The organism is Paenibacillus sp. JJ-100 (assembly GCF_948329825.1).
Taxonomy (GTDB): Bacteria; Bacillota; Bacilli; order Paenibacillales; family Paenibacillaceae; genus Paenibacillus.
In genome coordinates, this window is record NZ_CAOJCM010000001.1 from 816,706 (window position 1) to 837,571 (window position 20,866).

23 protein-coding genes are annotated in these 20,866 nt (G+C 42.9%); all 23 read left to right on the plus strand.

What is annotated here, in order from left to right:
* The first annotated feature begins 135 nt into the window (after positions 1 to 135).
* Positions 136 to 834 (plus strand): response regulator transcription factor, encoded by a 699-nt coding sequence (locus tag PQG66_RS04060; RefSeq protein WP_272035405.1) that lies wholly within the window; start codon positions 136 to 138, stop codon positions 832 to 834.
* Positions 834 to 1,766: a sensor histidine kinase gene (locus PQG66_RS04065; protein ID WP_272035407.1), complete on the plus strand. Its 933-nt coding sequence runs from the start codon at positions 834 to 836 to the stop codon at positions 1,764 to 1,766. The genes PQG66_RS04060 and PQG66_RS04065 overlap by 1 nt, the downstream gene beginning before the upstream one ends.
* A gap of 91 nt (positions 1,767 to 1,857) precedes the next feature.
* Positions 1,858 to 2,781 (plus strand): ABC transporter ATP-binding protein, encoded by a 924-nt coding sequence (locus tag PQG66_RS04070; protein WP_272035409.1) that lies wholly within the window; start codon positions 1,858 to 1,860, stop codon positions 2,779 to 2,781.
* Positions 2,768 to 3,511, plus strand: a complete 744-nt coding sequence (locus PQG66_RS04075) for an ABC transporter permease (RefSeq protein WP_272035411.1) — start codon at positions 2,768 to 2,770, stop codon at positions 3,509 to 3,511. The genes PQG66_RS04070 and PQG66_RS04075 overlap by 14 nt, the downstream gene beginning before the upstream one ends.
* Before the next feature lie 10 nt (positions 3,512 to 3,521).
* Entirely contained in the window at positions 3,522 to 4,250 is a 729-nt protein-coding gene (locus PQG66_RS04080) for an ABC transporter permease (RefSeq protein WP_272035413.1), read from the plus strand.
* Positions 4,251 to 4,357: 107 nt separating this feature from the next.
* The gene (locus PQG66_RS04085; protein ID WP_272035415.1) at positions 4,358 to 4,837 is read left to right on the plus strand and encodes a GNAT family N-acetyltransferase; all 480 of its coding nucleotides are present in this window, start codon (positions 4,358 to 4,360) and stop codon (positions 4,835 to 4,837) included.
* 74 nt (positions 4,838 to 4,911) lie between these two features.
* Entirely contained in the window at positions 4,912 to 5,421 is a 510-nt protein-coding gene (locus tag PQG66_RS04090; RefSeq protein WP_272035417.1) for a DUF4937 domain-containing protein, read from the plus strand.
* Positions 5,422 to 5,540: 119 nt separating this feature from the next.
* The gene (locus PQG66_RS04095; protein ID WP_272035419.1) at positions 5,541 to 5,828 is read left to right on the plus strand and encodes a hypothetical protein; all 288 of its coding nucleotides are present in this window, start codon (positions 5,541 to 5,543) and stop codon (positions 5,826 to 5,828) included.
* A 224-nt stretch (positions 5,829 to 6,052) separates the two neighbouring features.
* Positions 6,053 to 6,337, plus strand: coding sequence for a hypothetical protein (locus tag PQG66_RS04100; RefSeq protein WP_272035420.1), 285 nt, complete (start codon positions 6,053 to 6,055; stop codon positions 6,335 to 6,337).
* Positions 6,338 to 6,540: 203 nt separating this feature from the next.
* Positions 6,541 to 7,056 (plus strand): phosphotransferase-like protein, encoded by a 516-nt coding sequence (locus tag PQG66_RS04105; protein ID WP_272035422.1) that lies wholly within the window; start codon positions 6,541 to 6,543, stop codon positions 7,054 to 7,056.
* Between the two features lie 119 nt (positions 7,057 to 7,175).
* Positions 7,176 to 7,718 (plus strand): hypothetical protein, encoded by a 543-nt coding sequence (locus PQG66_RS04110; protein ID WP_272035424.1) that lies wholly within the window; start codon positions 7,176 to 7,178, stop codon positions 7,716 to 7,718.
* Between the two features lie 30 nt (positions 7,719 to 7,748).
* A complete protein-coding gene (locus PQG66_RS04115) occupies positions 7,749 to 8,261 on the plus strand; it encodes a DUF6886 family protein (RefSeq protein ID WP_272035426.1) in 513 nt (170 codons plus the stop codon).
* A 64-nt stretch (positions 8,262 to 8,325) separates the two neighbouring features.
* Positions 8,326 to 8,808, plus strand: coding sequence for a DinB family protein (locus PQG66_RS04120; protein WP_272035428.1), 483 nt, complete (start codon positions 8,326 to 8,328; stop codon positions 8,806 to 8,808).
* The gene (locus PQG66_RS04125; RefSeq protein ID WP_272035430.1) at positions 8,805 to 9,740 is read left to right on the plus strand and encodes an acetamidase/formamidase family protein; all 936 of its coding nucleotides are present in this window, start codon (positions 8,805 to 8,807) and stop codon (positions 9,738 to 9,740) included. Before PQG66_RS04120 ends, PQG66_RS04125 begins: the two co-directional genes overlap by 4 nt.
* A 104-nt stretch (positions 9,741 to 9,844) precedes the next feature.
* On the plus strand, positions 9,845 to 10,435 hold the full coding sequence (locus tag PQG66_RS04130) for an HAD-IA family hydrolase (protein ID WP_272035432.1): 591 nt from the start codon (positions 9,845 to 9,847) through the stop codon (positions 10,433 to 10,435).
* A gap of 578 nt (positions 10,436 to 11,013) precedes the next feature.
* Positions 11,014 to 11,892 (plus strand): ABC transporter substrate-binding protein, encoded by an 879-nt coding sequence (locus PQG66_RS04135; protein ID WP_272035434.1) that lies wholly within the window; start codon positions 11,014 to 11,016, stop codon positions 11,890 to 11,892.
* 39 nt (positions 11,893 to 11,931) lie between these two features.
* Positions 11,932 to 12,396 carry a hypothetical protein gene (locus PQG66_RS04140; RefSeq protein ID WP_272035436.1) on the plus strand — a complete coding sequence of 155 codons (465 nt, stop codon included), beginning with the start codon at positions 11,932 to 11,934 and terminating at the stop codon, positions 12,394 to 12,396.
* A 94-nt stretch (positions 12,397 to 12,490) separates the two neighbouring features.
* Positions 12,491 to 13,897: an ABC transporter substrate-binding protein gene (locus tag PQG66_RS04145; protein WP_272035438.1), complete on the plus strand. Its 1,407-nt coding sequence runs from the start codon at positions 12,491 to 12,493 to the stop codon at positions 13,895 to 13,897.
* Between the two features lie 137 nt (positions 13,898 to 14,034).
* A complete protein-coding gene (locus tag PQG66_RS04150) occupies positions 14,035 to 16,947 on the plus strand; it encodes an extracellular solute-binding protein (RefSeq protein ID WP_272035439.1) in 2,913 nt (970 codons plus the stop codon).
* Positions 16,948 to 17,019: 72 nt separating this feature from the next.
* Entirely contained in the window at positions 17,020 to 17,925 is a 906-nt protein-coding gene (locus PQG66_RS04155) for a carbohydrate ABC transporter permease (protein ID WP_240037208.1), read from the plus strand.
* 3 nt (positions 17,926 to 17,928) lie between these two features.
* On the plus strand, positions 17,929 to 18,792 hold the full coding sequence (locus PQG66_RS04160; RefSeq protein WP_123066752.1) for a carbohydrate ABC transporter permease: 864 nt from the start codon (positions 17,929 to 17,931) through the stop codon (positions 18,790 to 18,792).
* A gap of 16 nt (positions 18,793 to 18,808) precedes the next feature.
* On the plus strand, positions 18,809 to 20,248 hold the full coding sequence (locus tag PQG66_RS04165) for a gluconolactonase (RefSeq protein WP_272035443.1): 1,440 nt from the start codon (positions 18,809 to 18,811) through the stop codon (positions 20,246 to 20,248).
* Positions 20,235 to 20,858, plus strand: a complete 624-nt coding sequence (locus PQG66_RS04170) for a Yip1 family protein (protein WP_272035445.1) — start codon at positions 20,235 to 20,237, stop codon at positions 20,856 to 20,858. Before PQG66_RS04165 ends, PQG66_RS04170 begins: the two co-directional genes overlap by 14 nt.
* The last annotated feature ends 8 nt before the right edge of the window (positions 20,859 to 20,866 follow it).

Below are 20,866 nucleotides of genomic sequence, written 5' to 3' on the forward strand. Positions count from 1 at the left end.
GTGGGAAGATGTAAACCAAGGTAAGGTTTGCTTGGTAATCAGGGCTGCGTAAGTTGAGTGATGTAATGATTTGATCAGATCTATAAGGATATATTTTCGTGTAATCGGAATTTCAAAAAGGGGCGAAGAATCCTCATGTCAAATAGAATACTCATTATAGATGATGATGTGGAATTGTGCTCATTAGTAAAAAAATGCGTATCCCAAGTAAACCTCGAAACGGATATAGCATACACTGGGCAAACCGGATTACTTCAAGTCATGAATAAAAACGATGCATATTCATTAATTATTTTAGATGTAATGTTACCTCATATGGACGGTTTTCAAGTATTATCTGAGATACGAAAATATAGTCATGTCCCCGTTCTTATGCTTACGGCTAAAGGAAGTGAGCCGGATAAAGTAACTGGTCTCAGCCTTGGAGCAGATGACTATTTAACAAAGCCTTTCAGCATCAATGAACTCATTGCTAGAGTGAAATCTTTGATTAGAAGATATACTACGTTTAATTTTGGAGATGTTGCGAGCATTCTTACCTTTAAAGGAATGGTGATTGATAAAGGACTCAGAACGGTTCATGTGGAGGACAAGCTAGTTGATGTAACAGGCAAGGAATTTGATTTATTAGTATTTTTAGCTTCGAATAAGGGGCGAGTGTTTACGAAGAAACAAATCTATACACAAGTTTGGAACGATGCTTATTCTTATGACGACAATAATATGATGTCCTTTATAAGTAAGTTGAGGAAGAAGGTAGAACCCAATTCGGAACAGCCCTTTTACATTTTGACGGTACACGGTGTAGGTTATCGTTTTAATAAGGAGGTATAATGATGGGATGGATCTCTTTTCTACTTATAGCTCTGGCTTTCTCACTCATCGTTATCTTGGGTTTGGTAACAAAACTGTATAAGGTTTCTGGGCAACTTTCAATTATTGAAAACTCTTTAGTAGATATAAAAAAGGGGAATTGGAATCGTCGTATATTGGTAGATGAAAATGATATCACTAAAACAATCTGTTATTCCATAAATGATATAGCCATGAAAAGCCAAACTCAACTTAACCAGTTGAAGCAATCTGAGCAGGCTTATAAGCGGCTTATGTCGAGTTTATCCCACGATGTGAGAACACCTTTAACTTCTTTAGTTGGCTATTTGGACGCGGTTCAAAAGAAGTTTGTGACGGGCAAAGAAAAAGAGGAATATCTTGAGATTGCTTTAAACAAAGCACATCAACTAAAGGGTTTCGTTGAAGTGTTATTCGATTGGGTCAAACTGGCCGCAAACGAGCAAGTATTTAAACTTGAACAAGAAGATATTAACGAACTTACACGTAATATTTTGGTAGATTGGATACCAACCTTTGAGGAAGAGCATTTTGAATATAATATTGATATTTTTGAAAAAGAATGCTTGATCGGATTAGATCGAAATGCTTACATAAGAATTGTTAATAATTTGCTTCAGAATGCTATTGCACACAGTGAGGGGACCAAGATTAATCTACAGATCAGTGAAGATGAACAAAGCGTTATAGTTCAGGTAAGTGATAATGGAAAAGGGATTTCTCCAAATGACCTGCCTTATATATTCGAGAGGCTGTATCAAAGCGATGAATCACGTTCGACTAACGGAAATGGTTTAGGGCTTGCTATCGCAAGAGAGCTAGTTCATCTGCATAAAGGAACAATCCATGCTGGAAATTCATGTTCAGGCGGTACAATATTTACAGTAAAACTTCCGAAGCTCTTTAAATTTTGAGAGCTTTTTTTCATGGTCAAGAAATAAACAAGATCTCGGCAAGGTTATGGCAAGATTGGTTTGATAAACTTGAATCAAAGGAGGTATTCATATGACAACGTATATCATTGAAACCAAACATCTTACCAAAATCTATAAGAATCAAACAGCTGTACATAATGTAAATATCCATGTGAAAAAGGGACGAATATATGGTTTGCTAGGTCGTAATGGCGCAGGGAAAACGACGATTATGAAAATGATATTAGGGTTAACTTCTACGTCTTCTGGTGAGGTAGACGTATTCGGTCATAACATTAAAGGAAGAGAAAAGCAGGTATATCCCAGAATTGGTGCGATGATTGAAACGCCTGGCTTCTATCCAAACCTAACTGGAACAGAGAATTTAAATATTTTTGCAAAACTGCGAGGTACAGCTGCACCTAACGCTGTGAAGAACGCATTGGAGGTTGTAAGTTTACCATATAAGGATAAGAAGCTGTTCGGTGAGTATTCTCTGGGTATGAAACAACGTTTGGGTATAGCTAATGCTATTTTGCATGACCCGGAACTCCTTATTTTAGATGAACCCACAAACGGTCTGGACCCTATAGGTATAGCAGAAGTTAGGGAGTTTATTAAAAAACTGAGCGTAGAACGTGGGAAAACAATTCTTATTTCCAGCCATATTCTTTCTGAGATTTCATTGCTCGCAGATGATATTGGAATTATCGACAAGGGTATTTTGCTCGAAGAAAATAGTATGGAAGAACTCAAGCGAAAAAATGGAAAGTACATTTTACTTCAAGTGTCTGATGCTGCTAAGGCCAGCGTGATCTTGGAACGCCAATTCAATCTGCAACATTATTCTGTGAAAGACGATCATACGCTGCAAATCTTCAATCATTCTCTGGACATGGGTTCGATTCATAAGGCATTAATATTGGAAGATGTGTCGGTTATGAGTTCTCAGCTTTGTAATGACACTTTAGAGGACTATTTCAAGAAAATTACGGGAGGAGATGGCATTGCTTAAACTTGTCCAGATTGAATTTCTGAAGTTACGGCGTAGAACATTTGTGTGGATGATGATGTTTTCAGCGCTCATTATGCCTTTTCTGGCCTTCTTATTATTTAAATATGCGTGGGATACTGGAGGTGACGCTGTACAGTATTATAAATGGTCGGCGTTCGGAGTTACACTTTTTATTATTTTACCAGTTGTTTTAGGTATATTAAGTACCATGCTCATGTACAACGAAAATCAATACGATACGCTTAAGCAACTCTGGATTGTGCCTGTCAGCAAAATGAAGTATTTCTTCAGCAAATTTATTGTGGTTTTGATCTATTCCGTTTGCTTTATGATCGTTACAGCAGTAGGTTCCCTTATCTTTAGTGCACTTCTCGGAGATATCGTATTTGATTGGCTAAACGTAATATTTTTGATAAGAAAGTGTTTGGAAATTGGTGTTATTGCAGCATTTGCTATGCTACCGATTTTGGCCATTGCTGCAACGCAAACCGGATATATTCTTCCAGTTGCTATAACACTAGTGTATGCTTTTCTTGGTTCTATTATCGTGTCAATAAATACGTACATACATCCGTTATCCAGCATGGCCGCAATCATTGCTCGAAATGGTGATATCCCAGGACTGAACGATAAAGAGGTAACCAGCGTCCCTATGGCGATTTTTAGCATGTTGGTCTGGGGAATTGGTTCTGTATTCCTAGCAAAGGTTGCATTAGTGAGAAGAAAATGAGGTGTTAATAATGGGGACACTACTTTGGGCTGAACACCAAAAGATTCGTCGATTAAGTTTTGTCTGGATTGCAATTTTCGCAACGATTATGGTAGCCGTTATTGTGTTTTTATCCGGATTCACAGACCACAATGGTATTCGAGATATCGATACCGCAGGTTGGTATATGGCTGTAGCTCAACCATTGGCAACATTTTTTGTTCTACCAGCGGTTATTGCTCTCTTGGGAAGTTACCTAATTTGTCGTGAAGAACAGGAGCGTGTCATCGATTCACTTCGACTAGTCCCTGTGAACGAAGCGAAGTTAACGATTGCAAAAATGATGGTAACTCTTGTATACAGCATTCTTTTTTACTTATTACTGTTTTTAATAACATGTTTAACTGAGGTAGCTTTACATTTTTCTGATCTATCCCTGGGGATGATCGTGAATTATTTGAAAGCTTATTTTTTGGATGGTGTATGTATATTTCTTGCAATCTCACCTATTATTGCTTTAGTATCCTATATGAAAAAAGGATATTGGATTGCATTAGTTATTACTGAATTTTATTCTTTTATTGGATTATTTACTAGTACGTCAGATACTCTAAAAGCTTTATATCCCATAACAGCTGTATTTACGATATCTGGCTATTATGACGCATCAACTACTCAGGTCATACTTAGCTGCTTCAGTCTGCTATGTTGTGTAGGTCTTGCTGTAACAATACTTGCAAGTATGAACAGATACAGATGAGATCGTGAATATTTGAATACAGAAACTTGTTGGAGTTGGTATTTATAGGAATGGATATATCAAAAAAATATATTAAAGGAACATTCCTTTATAGTGGGAGGACCTCAATGGAGATCACATTAGTTAAATCAGGATTAGATGGGGCCCATGCTATTTATGAAATGCAAAAGAAGTCTTTTACACCTTTATTAAAGAAATATCAGGATTTTGAGACAAGTCCTGCAAACCAGACTGTCGCGCAAGTCACCGCTCGTTTGAGTCAATCATTTACGGATTATTACATCATTAAATGTTCAGAAATGAGTGTAGGAGCCATTAGAATTGTCAAAAAAGAGAACAAAATATATCGTATAAGTCCAATCTTCATTTTACCTGAATTCCAGGGGCGGGGGATTGCACAGAACGTATTTTCAATAGTCGAAGATCTTTACTGTGATGCAATCATGTGGGAACTGGACACTGTACTTCAAGAGCAGAGAAATTGTTATTTATATGAGAAGTTAGGTTATAAGAGGACCAATAGGATAAAAGAAATTAATGATAAGATGACTATCGTATCCTATGAAAAACACATGAAACATTCGTAGTGAAAGATTATGACGGTTTAATTATAGTCAGCCTTCGGAATGATACGATACCATCATAGAGGGGAGATAAGCTAGTGCTGATAAAAATGATTAAATGCCAAGTAAATGAAAATTCCAGAAAACTTTTTCATCTGGCTCAAACGAAGTGGACCGAACTCCAATCATGCAGAGGATTTGTTGCCCAATTGGGTGGATGGAATCTGTTGAATAAGGAAGAGGCCGTAATTATTGGGGTATGGGAATCATCAGATGCTTATTCTAATTTTATGGATAAACATCATGATAAGTTATTGAATACCAATGAACAAATGAGTACATATCAAAAAATAGAAGTAAGTTTATGGGATACTCATGAAAACATAAATTGTATAGACGTGAAATATTATGCTTTTATAGCAATAAGTGAAACAGGTAACTGCAAACGTAGTGTTGATGACGATAATAAAGCTGAATATAGGTTACAAATAAACAATAATAACTCAACAAAAACATTAATGTTTAATGTTGCATTACAGAAGGATATCGCAGAGTTTGAAGCCGTAGTAAAACTGGAAGCGGAATGGGCCGTTTTAAGTAACTCATGAGAGTGCATGGAGAGAATAGATCGGCTACAGGTAGCATACTTTTTGAGAGAGTTGAGAGAGTAATGCCCATCAGCAATAAATAAAAACTAAGTTACGCTTAAGTTAGAGAGGTCGAATCAATGGCATTCTGTATACAATTCCAATTAATTAGTGTGAATGAAGGTACCGCCGTATATGCATATGGAGACTGCTCAGAGAATCTGGAGGGGCGGTTTGAATTGAATTTAGGACGCCTGATGTCAGGTGAAGTCAGCATGGATACAGATATGAGAGAAGTTGTCAGGGTCACGAAACCGTGTCTAAGTGACGGGGGATATCAGCACAAAGCCAACCGAGCATTCAGTAAAATCTATAAACATTATGTGAGTACATCTACGTATCTAAAAGAAGGAGGGTATTATGCCTGAATGCTAGCATTTATAATAAGGTCTGAATTCTAGTGGAAGAAGCGATCTTAGATCAAGCTTGCTTCTTTTTGATTTTTTATACTTCGCAAATGGAACAATGTGGGTTATATTGGATATAAATTGGTTCGGATGTATGAGAATCAACAGCTTCACAACAACTTGCAGACTTCAAACCAACACAAGGTTCATATGGAAGAAGGTCGTTTAAAATGAAGTCACTCTCAATGGTTTTTTCATTCATTCTTATTATTCTCGGAATCGGTATCGTGACACTTACCAAAACGATTGAACAGGTCATACCAAAATTGGGATATGCCGCATTTCAGTCTGCAGGAGCAGGAAGTTACAGTCCGGGTAATTATGAGATGGATTTGGGGCTGAATTACTGGACTGGAGGCGTTTGCATCCTGATTGGAGCGTTCTATTTCGTGAGTAAACTAGCGTTCTTCCGCAATGCTAGTATTGCAATGAAAGTGAGAGATAAAGAGTTTGAGGATAAATACAGGTGATATCAGGAGGAAAAAGGAAGCTTGTCAGACAGAGAGAGTGGTCACCTGCAAGCAGCCTCAAAATCATTATGATGTGGTCACCAAGCTTGGAACTGTCCATCAAGAAACCGGCTTTTGGAATCAGGGGTGAAAATGATGAGACAAACATAATACACCCTGTAAAATATGAATAAATTCCTATTTTTGCAAAGGAAGATAACATAATGGGAAAAGGCAGAATTATATTTTTGAATGGTGTAACGAGTTCGGGGAAAACATCTATAGTCGAGGCGATGCAGTCATATGACGATCCGTTTTTCTATGTAGTTGCGAATGATTTATTTGAAAATACGATCGGAGATCAACATCTCCAGGCGAATTACTGGAAGTATCTGAGTGAAGCCATCATCATGATGTATCACACGGCTAAAATATTCTCAGACCATGGCAAGCATGTGCTGATCGATGGAATTTTGGTGGAAAGACCAGAGCTTGCGCCGCATTATGAGAAGGTGAAAGCCATTTTTAAAGGATATCCACTGGATATTGTTGAGCTGTATTGTCCTCTCGATATCTGCCGTCAGCGCAATATTGAGCGGGGAGACCGTAGAGAAGACCAGTCGGAAGAGCAGCATCGCATCATGGCGTCTGACATTCAGTATACGTACTCGGTAGATACAAGTCAGCATGCGCCTGAAGAATGTGCAGAGATGATTATAAGTACGTTATTTAAAAAGTGAACATGGGTTCTTCCACAGTAAGTCATGTTGAGAATAATAAAAGAAGCTGGGGCGTCTATCGCATGATGTTCCAGCTTTTTGAATATTTCAGCTCCATAGCGTGAGGAGGGAAGCAAGAGGTGGGAAAAGTGATTCATCCTGAAGCGATCATACCCTTCGTCAAACGATTAGAAGAAAATAATATTGCATATTCACTGGGTAGAAGTGCAATGTTGTATTTTTTTAATCTGGTCGGATCTATTAACGATTGGGACTTAATGGTTGATTGCCCGAAATCCAAATTCATAGAAGCGATTGCTGGATATGATTGGATCGACAAAGAAAGTGGCGACAAACCTTTTGCAAGTGAATATCGGATGGAGATTGAATCATTACATGTAGATGTCATTGGCGGATTTGCGTTTGAAGTAGATGGAAAGCGACTGGAGTTACCTATATCCCATATCCCAAATGTACAATGGCACGGCATGAACGTTTCCAGTCCTGAAATATGGTACGTTGCTTATCAAATGATGGGAAGAAAAGAGAAGGCCGATTTGATTTTATTGTATTTACAAAAACAAAGCGAGGTTATAAATGTTGATGTTATCAAGGATTTGTTAGCGAACGACTATGTAACATACGAAATTAGAGAAGGATTGAACACGTTGATCAAGACTTGATATGACTGAGATCGAACAGAGGTGAAACGGATGCTCTACCATTTCAGTGAAGAAGCAGATATTGATGTGTTTGTACCCAGAGTTAAGCAGAATCGGCCCAATTTTCCGGCTGTTGTCTGGGCGATCGATGAGCAGCATGAATGTTCCTATTATTTTCCGAGAGATTGTCCTCGTATTGTCATTCGGAGAACGAAAGATATGCGTGATGAAGAACATGAGATGTTTTTTAAACATACGGATGCAGACATTATTGTGACGGTTGAGAGTGAGTGGTATCCAAAAATCGTGCAGCAAACCTTATACCGATATCATCTGGAAGATCCGTCGTTTAAGCTTTTTGATGAAACTGCGGGGTATTATATTTCAGATCAGGTGATTACACCAAGGTACATAGAGAAGATTGATCATTTGGTAGAGAGGCTTTTGGCTAAAGGCGTTGAGCTTCGACTCACGACGAACCTATATCCTTTGAGAGATGCCATACTAAGGTCAGATTTGAAGGGATTTGGGATACATCGTTTTGATCATGCGAGAAAGGATTAACCGAAGAGATCATAGAGATGAGAAAAGAGAACATCTTCAAAAAGAGAGAAGGGGGAAGTAGATTATGAACAAAGAAATGGAACAATTGCTTCAAGCGTTTGAAGAATGGACGTTGTTTGTTAAAAAGATGACTCATCTTGAAGAGAAGGTCTGGAATTCTAGCTTGGAGGAAGGAAAGTGGACGATAAAATCAATCGTAAGCCATATGATGTTATGGGATCGATATTTCTATAAGGAAGCAATTGAGAAGATTGCACTACATCAGCCCATTACGTTAAAACATATAGACTTTGATGAATTTAATCGCAAAGCTGTAGAGTATGCGAACCGTACAGAGAAGTCCGAAATCGTAGAGAAGGCGGTCACGTACCGCCACAAAATTATGAATGATATCCGAGGGTTGTCTGAGGAACAGATTCATCACACGTACATGGATGCAGAAGGAAATGTATTTTATATTCCCCAGTATCTCAAAGATTTTATTTGGCATGACCAGCATCATATGGAACCGATGAAAAAATATCTTGATGGGGAGGGATTTTTATGAGCATTCATACGGTTACATTAGCTCAGGAAAATCTAATCGGTTCATTTACCAATGAGGTAGTACCCATATTGAAAATAAAGTCAGGTGATGCCATCCGTTTTCAGACGTTAGACGCAGGGTGGGGTACGGGAAAAAGTTATGCGGAACGGATAAAACCTTTTCCACGACAAGGTGAAAAAGATGGAGGTCACGCCTTGATCGGTCCGATTTATATTGAAGAAGCGAAGCAAGGAAAGACACTCGAGATCATTTTCAATGAGATCATACCGGGCAGTTACGGGTTTACTTCCGCGGGTGGATATCCCAACTGGCAGAATCAGAAATTGCATCTAACAGAGGTCGCAGAACTGTCCCTGAATTGGACACTTGATCGTCACAGGATGAGCGGCTCCTGTGAGGTGCGGGGCAAGTCTTACAGCGTAACCTTAAATCCATTCATGGGTGTCGTGGGCATGCCGCCCGAATCAGGTGGAATTCATACGACGTGGCCGCCGCGATACTGTGGAGGAAACATTGACTGTAAGGAACTCGTACAGGGAAGTAAGTTGTATCTGCCTATTCCTTTAGATGGTGGTTATCTTGCGATTGGTGATGGTCATGCACGGCAAGGCGATGGGGAAGTCAGCTGTCAGGCAATTGAATGTGCCATGGATCTTGTAGATATCACAGTTAGTGTCGTAGATGATATGAAACTGACCAACCCTCGTGCGCATACGCCTTCTGGATGGATTACCTTTGGTTTTGATGAGGATCTGAATGAGGCAACCGTTCAAGCGTTGGACGGCATGTTAGACCTGATGGGTGAGTTATATGGCCTGGAACGGGTTGAAGCGATTGCACTGGGAAGCGCAGTGGTTGATCTGCGTATCACGCAAATTGTGAATGGTGTGAAAGGCGTGCACGCTTTTCTACCTCATGATGCTTTTAAGTAATTCAAATGATCAACAACTCTCTGGACAGATTGTTGTGTCTATCAAAGTATGTATACAAGTCTAATTTGAGTATAATTTCGGAAGTTAAACGGAGGATTGATACTATGCAGGCCAGATCACAACTCGTTTTAGATATTGCAGGTGTATTGTTGAGTAATATGTCGTTAATGTTCTGGAAAGAAATGATTCAGGAAACGAACCTGTCTGCAGAACAATTAAAAAAGCATTTTGGTGGCATCAAAAGAGATCTTTGGACTGGAAAAATGAAAGAAGAGGAGTTTTGGGAATCACTAAGGGGAACGTATCCTGAATTACCGATCAACCGAGCAAGGGACATCTTATTGGATTCAATCGTTACATTACCTGCTGCTGAGTACCTTGAGCAATGGAGTGAATACGCTGACATTCATCTGCTAAGTAATCATTGTAGGGAATGGATCCAACCGAATCTGGACAACTTGAGCCGATTTGCAAAAAGTGTAACGATCTCTAACCAAGTAGGATTATGCAAACCGGACATCGAAATATATCAACTGGTCCAGACCAAACTGCCAGGTGGGGCAAAGGTATTATTCGTAGATGATCAAGAAAAAAATTTACATTCAGCTAAGCTGCTCGGCTGGAAGACGTTACTGGCCGATGAAGAGGGGAAATGGACCCGTAGAGTCATTTATCACAACATAATGACTAGTTGAAGATTGATGCAAGATTCCTCTATGATGCATAGAAATAGCACCCTCGTAATGAAGCTTCGGAGGAATAAATATGACCATTCCTGAAAGACTAGATGAAGTTCTGTTAATTAGTGTCCAATAAAGATATTCATAGCTACTTAAAACCTTGATGGAGGATTACGCCATTCAAGGTTTTATTTTGTCCGTAACGAACAGAACATTACATAACATTGTGCACTTTAAAGAATGTTGAATCGAATGTTAGAAGGCTTTGCCGATGGATTTTTAGATGTGTTTGAACTTCATTGAATTGTTCGGAATGAAACAGCCACGATCAAAATATTCTAAATAATAACAGAATATGTATTGACCCAAAGCTTTTCATGAGACTATAATGAAATGGGTTTCATGAAATCCGTTTCATAACACCGGACATCTTGGTAAGCGCTTTCTAATCAGGGTGTGATAGCAGGTTTTCAAGTTCCCATTCGTGACAGCCTTGCGGTGAGTTGAGTCATTCGAGGAAGTCATCCAAGCATTCTGCAACCTTGATTCATCTTTATCTAACTTGGAAGGGGAGCGTGTGTAAGATGAAGTTCGTGAGAAAGAAAAGGTTTACGTTGCTAGTGATGTTCACCTTACTGGTAACCTTGATTGCTGGTTGTAGCGGTGGAGGCACAACAACTGATCCTGATGCACAGAAGCTTGCGGAAGACAAGAAAGAAACGGCGATTGAACCTGTTCAGGAGAAGCAGGAGCCAGTGGTGGATCTGAACGGCAGAGCTGTCCGAATATCGAACTGGTGGGATGCGTCTCCTAAAGGAGATTCGGAGGCAGATGAGCGTGCGCGTGAACGCATCAAAAATGTAGAAGAGAAATACAACGTTAAAATCTCTTACTTGAATACAGATTATGGATCGACATCCGAGAAAATTTCCTCATCTGTGATGGCGAATGAGCCTTTTGCAGAGATTGTACGTGTGCCTGACGGATACATCTGGGGACTCATGCAGGGCGGATTTCTCACACCGCTCGACGATGATCTAAAGGAAACGCAGATTAAACCGGACGTCATCGATTCGATGCGATTCGGTACAGATAAAGTATATGGGTTGACAGGGTGGTATACGCCGAATGACAGCGGGATGTTTTACAACAAACGAATTTTTAAGGAAGCTGGTTTGAAAGACCCGCAGCAGTTGCTGGAGGAAGATAACTGGAACTGGGATACGATGCTGGATGCGGCCAAGAAGCTGACTCTGGATAAAAACGGAGATGGCAAGATGGATCAATATGGTCTGTCGGGCGCGTATTACGTACTTCATGAAATGCTGATTGGAAGTAACGGCGGCAAAATGTATGATGAGGCAACGCAGAAGGCAGCGTTTGATTCACCAGAATCTTTGGAAGCGCTTAACTTCTTATATAGCCTGTACAATGACCACAAGGTTGTGAAGGCCAATGCCGGTAACGACTAGGAGGACCCATCCAAATTTTTCTCAGAAGGTAATATAGCGATGTACCCAGGCGGATTGTGGGAAGTGGAAGGGCGTATTTTGGATAAGTTAAAAGACGACTGGGGTTATGTTTACATGCCCAAAGGTCCCAAAGCAAAAACGTACTTGGATACGGTAAACAGTACAGAAAGTTTCGTTATTCCAAAGGGCGTGAAGGATGCAGATATCATCGTCAAAATCTGGGAAGAGCTTCAGGACTTTGACAATTGGCAGGAGAATCATCGTTTATGGCTGGAGAACATTTTACCGGATGAAGCTTCGATTGCTAACGCCATGAATGACAACGGGCAGGTGGAACGGGTATACGGCGCTCGGGCTGGAGGTTTGGGTGTGAAAGAAGCGCTTGGCAGTGTAACCGAAAAGTTTGTGAAAGGTGAAGTAACTCCATCTACAGGCGTTGCTCAGATCATTGGACCTGCACAAGCAGGTATTCAAAAGGTACTGAAAGGCGAAAAAAACAAATAAGTAGTCAGCTATGGAGCATTGAACTGCATCGTGTATGGAAGACATCGGTTTTAAAGGCAGTAAAGTAAAATCACTGACTTGAGGGAGGCAGCCCATGTTGAAAAAACTGATTGCGAACCAACTTATGTTTATCGTTTTGTTTGCCGCTTTGATTACACTTTTGTCTGCATGTAGTGGTTCTAATGACAAACCAGCCGAGCCTGTAGCTAAACCAGCTGAAACAGAGACAAATACTACGCCAGCTAAGGAAGAAGAGAAGGAAGAGGCTGTACCAGCTCCGGATTTGAACGGACGGGTTATTCGGATATCTCACTGGTGGGATGCCACACCCAAAGGAGACTCGGAATCGGATGAACTGGCGCGTGAGCGGATCAAAATGGTGGAAGACAAGTACAACGTGAAGATTAAGTATTTGAACACAGAATATTGGTCTACCTCTGAAAAATTGTCTTCTTCCGTGCTGGCCAATGAACCTTTTGCAGAAATTGTACGGATTCCGGATGGTTTCATCTGGGGGCTTATGCATGGTGGCTTCTTGACACCGCTGGATGATTATCTTAAAGACACTCGGGTCGAGAAAGATGTTGTAGATTCGATGCGCTTTGGTGGAGACAAGGTATACGGCCTGGAAAGCTGGTATTCACCAAATGATACTGGGATGTTCTATAACAAACGAATTTTCAAGGAAGCGGGTTTGAAGGACCCGCAGCAGTTAATGGATGAAGATAACTGGAACTGGGATACGATGCTCGATGCAGCTAAGAAGCTGACCGTTGACCGCAATGGTGACGGTAAAATGGACCAATACGGATTGGCTGGAGCACATTACGTATTATCGGAGATGCTGATCGCGAGTAACGGCGGTAAATTATACGATGAGCAGACGGGCAAAGTCACGTTTAATTCTCCCGAATCTATGGAAGCGCTTAACTTTTTGCACAGCTTGTACACCGAGCATAAAGTGATCAAAGCAAATGGAGGCAATGACTGGGAAGATCCAGCCAAATACTTTGCAGAAGGTACCATCGCGATGTATCCAGGAGGGCTTTGGGAGATTGAAGGTCGGATCGTCGATAAGATGAAGGATGAGTGGGGTTATGTTTACATTCCGAAAGGACCTCAGGCGAAGACATATCACGAACCATTCGGTCAAACGGCAGCTTATGTCATTCCGAAGGGCGTAAAGGACGCTGATGTCATCGTGAAGATCTGGGAAGATCTGCAAGACTTCGATAACTGGCAAGATAATCGCCGGCTATCTCTCGAAAATATTCTGCCTGATGAAACTTCGATTGCGAATGCGATGAATGATGATGGTAAAGTGCAGCGCTTATTTGGCGGACGCTTCGGCGGTCTGGGAATCAAAGAACAACTGGACAGCGTAACCGAAAAGTTCGTCAAAGGGGAGATCACACCGTCCACAGGTGTTGCACAAGTCATTGCTCCTGCGCAGGCGGCGGTGAAAAAAGTGCTAAGCGGAGAGCAAGACAAGAAAAAATAATAGATCATATCGCAATGGTAACCACTGAAGCTTGGAAGAATTAATGGACTGCCCTGTTTGTTCTGGCTTCGCCAGATAACGAATAGGGGCAGTTCTTCAGATCCAGTTCATGAGAGTCAGTAGAAGGAGGGCATGGGGTGAAATTTACACTATCCCGAGTGACGATTGTCGTCGTCATACTAGTGCTCGTCGTGGTGTATATGATATCCATATCCGGTGCAAGCGGCAGTTCCAAAACCGGAATGCGAACATCAGATCCGAGCCGAGTGATGCCGATATCGGAGTCTGCCGCGGAGGGTAGCTATGACGAATATCTTAATCGTTTCCAGAACGAGAAGCGACCTTCGGGGGAGATTATCATTCGTGGAGCTGAATATACAGCTGCTGAAGGAATGAACCCGGAGATCATGACGGAGCTTGGCGGCGAGAAAGGTAAGTTTATTCGAACAGAGGAAAGTGGTTCTGTGCAATGGGAAGTGGATGTCCCAGATTCCGGAATGTATCACATGACCTTGCGCTATTACCCGATTCAAGGAAAGAGCTCTGCCATCGAACGAGAATTATGGATTGATGGAGAATTACCGTTCAACAGTGCGCGTAACCTGAGCTTTCATCGAATCTGGGTCAATGAGAAGCCTGAGATCGAACAGGACAACAGAGGCAACGACTTGCGTCCGCGTCAGGTGGAAGCACCGACGTGGCAGGAGTCTATCCTGAGAGATAAAGAAGGCTATTACGAAGAGCCGTATCAGTTTTATTTTTCAGCAGGAAAACACGCCATCAAGCTTGTATCAACTCGGGAGCCGATGGTCATTGATTCGATCAAGCTTCATCATTATAATGAACCGCCGTCCTATGCTGAACTGAAGCAGGAATACGATTCAAAAGGATACGCGGAAACAAGTGGACATTTGATTAAAGTTCAAGGAGAGCAGGCTGCTTACAAGTCATCACCGACATTGTATCCGATTACTGATCGATCCAGCACATCCACAGAGCCTTATGATGTGTCCAAGATCAGAATGAACACCATCGGTGGTAACAACTGGCGTGTGCCGGGGCAGTGGATTGCTTGGGAAATGGACGTACCAGAGGATGGTTTATACAAGATTGCGATTAAAGGCAGACAGGAACTGCTGAGGGGCATATACTCCACCCGTTCGCTACAGATTGATAACGAGGTTCCTTTCAAAGAGATGATGCAGATACCCTTCTTCTATGACTCGGATTGGCAGATGCATGTGCTGGGCAACGAAGAAGAGCCGTATTTATTTTATTTAACCAAGGGGAAACATGATTTGCGCCTGGAGGTCAGTCTGGGAGCGATTGCACCACTGATCCGTCAGGTTGAAGCAAGCGTGCTCGAGATCAATGCGATGTATCGAAAAATTCTGATGATCACAGGCAATGTACCTGACCCGTATCGTGATTATCAATTAGAGAAACAGATTCCAGATATGGTGGATGTGTTTCGAGAGCAAAGTGATATTTTGAATACGGTTTCTGAAGAGTTGATTCGTCTGACAGGGGAGAAAAGTGATAAAACGGCGATTTTGAACAAAACTGCGTATCAGTTAGCAGATCTGGCTGACAAACCGGAAACAGTTCAGAAACGCTTGTCCCAATTCAAAATCAATGTCGGCAGCGTCGGCTCCTGGCTACTAGAAGTGCGCGAGCAGCCGCTGGAAATCGATTATCTGATGCTTGCTTCACCTGATGAGAAGCTGCCCGAAGCGAATGATTCGGCGTTCCGCAAAGCCGGACATGAGGTTTCGTCATTCTTCCATTCCTTTTTCGAAGATTACGACACGATTGGCAGTACCGCAGATGAAGATCAATCCGTTACCGTATGGATTGGTACTGGCCGCGACCAGGCACAGGTATTAAAAGCGATGATTGACGACACGTTTACACCGCTAACGGGCATTAGTGTCAATCTCAAGCTGGTCAATGCCGATGTGCTACTTCGAGCTTCGCTCGCAGGTGAAGGTCCGGATGTGGCTATGCAGGTGGGCAATGATGTACCGGTCAACTTCGGGATGCGCCACGCGGCAGAGGATCTGTCTACATATCCGGGGTATGACGATTTGATCAAACAGTTCAGGGAGAGTGCAATGGTTCCTTACCAGTTTGAGGATCAGGTATTTGCACTGCCAGAACAGCAGATCTTCAACATGTTATTTTACCGCAAAGATATACTGGAGCAGCTTGATCTGGAGCCGCCGCAGACGTGGGAAGATGTGTATGCCATGATTCCGGTGTTGCAAAAACACAACATGGAAATGGCCCTGCCTCTTGCTCAAACTACAGGTGTGCCCGTATTAGAAGTGAACCGAGCGTACGCCATGCTGCTGTATCAGATGGGTGGTTCATTCTATCTTGACCATGGTGCAAGGAGTGGTATGGATACGGAAACGGGACTGGAAGCGTTCAAAGAGTGGACGAATTTCTATACCAGTTACAAGCTTCCGCTTACGTTTGATTTCCCGATGCGTTTTAGAACAGGTGAAATGCCAGTCGGTATTATGGATTACACCTTCTATAACTATCTATCCGTGTCTGCTCCAGAGATCAAAGGTCTATGGGAGTTCATTCCCGTTCCGGGTATCAAGCAGAAGGACGGAAGCATAAAACGGGACGTTGCGAGCGGAGGTACGGCGACCGTTATGCTCAAGCAATCCAAACATAAGGATGCAGCATGGGAATTCATGAAATGGTGGGTCAGCAAGGATGCGCAGGTTCGATTCGGACGAGAAATGGAAGGTCTCATGGGAGCTGCTGCGCGGTATCCAACGGCTAACATTGAAGCGTTACAGGAACTGCCTTGGCCGATCCGTGATTACCGCAGCCTGGAAGAACAATGGGAGTGGGTGCAAGGTGTTCCGGAGGTTCCTGGAGGATACTTTACTGGCCGCCATCTGGACAATGCCTTACGTGAGGTTGTCAATAACGGCACGAATTCCACCGATGCCATATACGATTATGTGCAGGAAATTAACTACGAAATTCAGCAGAAACGAAAAGAGTTTAAATTGGACGGAATGCGCTAGGGAGGGACTCTTTTGCAGAAGGCAAACATCGTGACCAAAACCGATTCTCAGCCCAAGCGCACGCCATCCGGCATGCCCGGGAAGTGGGAACTCTTTGTCAGAGATATGAAGCGGGATAAACATCTGTATGTGCTGCTATCTCCTTATATGTTGTTATTTTTGCTATTCACTGTATTTCCAGTCATCATCTCGATCTTCTTCAGTTTTACCAATTTTAATATGCTGGAGTTTCCGCAATGGGTGGGTTGGGAGAATTACTCCAAGTTGCTCTGGAATGATGATGTATTCCTGATTGGTCTCAAAAATACGATAATCTTCTCGGTGGTCACTGGCCCGATTAGCTACATTGCCTGTTTTGTATTCGCATGGCTGATCAATGAGCTGAATCCGAAGGTGAGAGCCTTTATGACCCTGATCTTTTTTGCGCCTTCCATATCGGGCAATGTGTTTTTCATTTGGCAAATCATTTTCTCAGGCGATTCGTATGGCATTATGAACGGTTTCTTGATGAAAACAGGCATTCTTTATGAGCCGATCCTATGGCTGCAAGATCCTAAATATATGCTGGCGATCATCATGCTTGTGCAACTATGGCTTAGTTTGGGAACCAGTTTCCTTGCGTTCATTGCTGGCTTGCAGACTGTGGATCGTACGCTGTATGAAGCAGGTGCAATCGACGGGGTTCAGAATCGCTGGCAGGAGCTATGGTACATTACGTTGCCTTCGATGAGGCCTCAGCTGATGTTTGGTGCGGTAATTCAGATCACTGCATCTCTGGCGGTTGCCGAAGTCGCTACGGCGCTAGCGGGTTTCCCGAGTGTGCAGTATGGTGCTCATACCATTGTCACTCACTTGATGGATTATGGAACGATCCGCTTCGAAATGGGATATGCATCTGCCATTGCAACGGTGTTATTCGGTCTGATGCTGGGCTCCAACCTGCTTGTACAAAAGCTTCTGAAGAGAGTGGGGGAATAGCGGATGAAGATAGCCTTGCGGATGAAACGAAAAATCAACCGATCCTGGCAGGTCGATATCCTGCTGTTCCTGCTGCTTGGTGGATTTGGCGCGTTTATGGCCGTTCCGCTCATCTATGTCATTAACAATGCGTTTAAACCGCTGGATGAGCTGTTCATTTTCCCGCCTACCTTGTTTGTACGGAATCCGACGTTCGAGAATTTCTCCGATTTATTTCAGGTGATGAAAAATTCATGGGTTCCCTTCTCGAGATATATCTTTAATACGGTGTTTATTACTGCGGCGGGTACATTCGGTCATATCATTCTGGCATCGGCAGCGGCATATCCACTGGCAAAACACAAATTCCGTGGTCACAAAGTTTTGTTCACCGTCATCGTATTGTCGCTCATGTTCTCGCCGCATGTGACAGCGATTCCAAACTACATGATCATGTCGACGCTCGGCTGGCTCGACTCGTATCAAGCGATCATTATCCCGGCTTTTGCCTATCCGCTCGGTCTGTATCTCATGAAGCAGTTTATGGAACAAATCCCGGATGCACTGCTGGAGGCGGCAAAAATGGATGGTGCAAGCGAATATCGGATTTTCTTCCAGGTGGTGATGCCACTCGTAAAACCGGCCTGGTTAACACTGCTCATCTTGATGATGCAGATGTTATGGGGAACGGATGGGGGCAGCTTCATCTACAGTGAGCAGCTTAAAACGATGCATTACGCCATGGGACAGATTGTCCAAGGGGGAATTGCCCGTGCAGGGGTAGGGGCTGCCGTTGCTGTCATCATGATGACGGTACCGATCGTCACGTTTGTTTTATCCCAGAGTAATGTCATTCAAACGATGGCTTCATCCGGCATGAAGGATTAAGGGAGAGGTGTTACAGATGAGATTGAAATCATGGCTAATCGTTCTGGCAGCATCCCTGCTGATTGCCGGATTCGGACATAATCAGGCTCATGCAGCACCGTATGAGGGATATACCTACAACTACTGGGGCGATGCGGTGAAGTCACCGATTGCGTTTCTTCCCTCCAGAGTCATCACAGGTGATGATGCCGGAACAGGAGCGTGGCAGTCTCCGCTAGATTTATATGCCGCGAAAGATGGATTGCTCTATATTCTGGATTCAGGCAATGGTCGGATCGTTGTCTTAAACGAGAAATGGGAGACGGTTCGTGTCATTGAAGATTTTAAACAGGATGGCAAACAGGACAGCTTTAAAAATCCCGAGGGGCTCTTCGTGACTGAAGCGGGTCAAATCTATGTAGCGGATACCGAAAACAGACGGATTGTCGAGTTAAACCAAGACGGTACGTTTGTACGTGCGATCGGTGCCCCAGAGTCGGATGTGCTGAGTGATACGTTTGAATATTTCCCTCGAAAAGTCATCGTGGATAAAGCCGGGCGCATCTATGTGGTTGGCCGCGGGGTTTTCGAAGGACTGATCGAGTTCGATAGTGACGGACGATTTACCGGATTTATGGGTACAAACCGTGTTCAGTTTGATCCGGTCGATCTATTCTGGAAAACAGTGTCTACGAAGGAACAACGGGAGAAAATGGTTCGTTTTATTCCGCTGGAGTTCAACAACGCAGATGTGGATGATGGTGGTTTTATCTACACCACAACCGCTGACAAAAATTCGCTGTCCTCCGTTAAAAGATTGAACCCATCCGGTATCGACGTGCTCCGTGTTAACGGAGAATTTGCACCGGTCGGGGACCTTAGCATCAATCGCTCTTCTTTTGTGGATATCAAAGTGTCCAGTAACGGTGTCTACCGTGCACTGGATTCAACGAGAGGACGCGTGTTCACGTATAACGAGGATGGCAATCTACTGTATGTCATTGGTCAGCTCGGCAATCAGATCGGGACATTCAAAAATCCCGTCGCCATTGAAAGCTACGGGGACGCCATCTATGTGCTGGATCGGGATCTTGGCCGGATTACAGAATTCAAGGCGACAACGTTTGGAAGCCTGGTTAATGAGGCCAACCGCTTGTACAGTTCAGGCAAACATACGGAAGCCGCGAAGTTATGGCAAGAGGTACTGCGTCTTGACGCTAACTATGAGATGGCCTATATCGGAATCGGCAAATCGATGCTGCGAGAAGGCAAGTACAAGGAAGCGATGACCTATCTGAAGCTGGGGAATGACCGCGAATATTATTCCAAAGCTTTAGCGAAATATCGCAGAGAATACATGCGGGAATATTTCGGGATGTACATGACGATAGCGATTGCATTGCTAGTTAGTGTCATCGTCTGGCGCCGGATCGTCAGAACAAGGAATGAGAGGGGGGTCAGAGATGTCACTAATTAAGGAGCTCAAATACTCTCTGCATGTCGCGGTACGCCCTTTTGACGGATACTGGGATTTGAAATATGAAAATAAAGGCAGACTGCGCGTTGCACTGCTGGTGCTTCTTGCCGTCACGGTAACGATGATCTTGAAACGTCAGTTTGCCGGATATGTTGTCAACGACAACTATCCACTTTCGCTCAACAGTATTAACGAGTTCAAATATATCGTGCTCCCTTTTTTGCTCTGGTGCATCGCCAATTGGTCGCTAACCACGCTGATGGACGGGGAAGGCAAGTTCAAAGATATTCTGATTGCGACGGGATATGCGATGCTTCCACTTATTCTGGTGAACATCCCCAATATTTTGCTCAGTAATGTCATTACGTTGCGTGAATCTTCCTTTTATTATTTGCTGGATTCGTTCGGTGTCATCTGGTTTGTGTGGCTGCTCTTTATTGGAACCAAAACGGTACATCAGTATTCAGTTATGAAAACGATTACGACCATGCTACTTACGCTGGTAGTCATGGGTGTGGTGATCTTCCTGGGTCTGCTTTTCTTTAGCCTGATCCAACAGATCATCAGTTTTGGTTACACCCTCTTTCAAGAGATCACACTGCGCGAATAGGAGAGGAA

Coding starts and splice junctions, on each gene's coding strand:
- PQG66_RS04060 (WP_272035405.1), top strand. CDS start 136: ATGTCAAATAGAATACTCATTATAGATGATGATGTGGAATTGTGCTCA.
- PQG66_RS04065 (WP_272035407.1), top strand. CDS start 834: ATGATGGGATGGATCTCTTTTCTACTTATAGCTCTGGCTTTCTCACTC.
- PQG66_RS04070 (WP_272035409.1), top strand. CDS start 1,858: ATGACAACGTATATCATTGAAACCAAACATCTTACCAAAATCTATAAG.
- PQG66_RS04075 (WP_272035411.1), top strand. CDS start 2,768: ATGGCATTGCTTAAACTTGTCCAGATTGAATTTCTGAAGTTACGGCGT.
- PQG66_RS04080 (WP_272035413.1), top strand. CDS start 3,522: ATGGGGACACTACTTTGGGCTGAACACCAAAAGATTCGTCGATTAAGT.
- PQG66_RS04085 (WP_272035415.1), top strand. CDS start 4,358: ATGGAGATCACATTAGTTAAATCAGGATTAGATGGGGCCCATGCTATT.
- PQG66_RS04095 (WP_272035419.1), top strand. CDS start 5,541: ATGGCATTCTGTATACAATTCCAATTAATTAGTGTGAATGAAGGTACC.
- PQG66_RS04100 (WP_272035420.1), top strand. CDS start 6,053: ATGGTTTTTTCATTCATTCTTATTATTCTCGGAATCGGTATCGTGACA.
- PQG66_RS04105 (WP_272035422.1), top strand. CDS start 6,541: ATGGGAAAAGGCAGAATTATATTTTTGAATGGTGTAACGAGTTCGGGG.
- PQG66_RS04115 (WP_272035426.1), top strand. CDS start 7,749: ATGCTCTACCATTTCAGTGAAGAAGCAGATATTGATGTGTTTGTACCC.
- PQG66_RS04120 (WP_272035428.1), top strand. CDS start 8,326: ATGAACAAAGAAATGGAACAATTGCTTCAAGCGTTTGAAGAATGGACG.
- PQG66_RS04125 (WP_272035430.1), top strand. CDS start 8,805: ATGAGCATTCATACGGTTACATTAGCTCAGGAAAATCTAATCGGTTCA.
- PQG66_RS04130 (WP_272035432.1), top strand. CDS start 9,845: ATGCAGGCCAGATCACAACTCGTTTTAGATATTGCAGGTGTATTGTTG.
- PQG66_RS04140 (WP_272035436.1), top strand. CDS start 11,932: ATGTACCCAGGCGGATTGTGGGAAGTGGAAGGGCGTATTTTGGATAAG.
- PQG66_RS04145 (WP_272035438.1), top strand. CDS start 12,491: ATGTTGAAAAAACTGATTGCGAACCAACTTATGTTTATCGTTTTGTTT.
- PQG66_RS04155 (WP_240037208.1), top strand. CDS start 17,020: ATGCCCGGGAAGTGGGAACTCTTTGTCAGAGATATGAAGCGGGATAAA.
- PQG66_RS04160 (WP_123066752.1), top strand. CDS start 17,929: ATGAAGATAGCCTTGCGGATGAAACGAAAAATCAACCGATCCTGGCAG.
- PQG66_RS04165 (WP_272035443.1), top strand. CDS start 18,809: ATGAGATTGAAATCATGGCTAATCGTTCTGGCAGCATCCCTGCTGATT.
- PQG66_RS04170 (WP_272035445.1), top strand. CDS start 20,235: ATGTCACTAATTAAGGAGCTCAAATACTCTCTGCATGTCGCGGTACGC.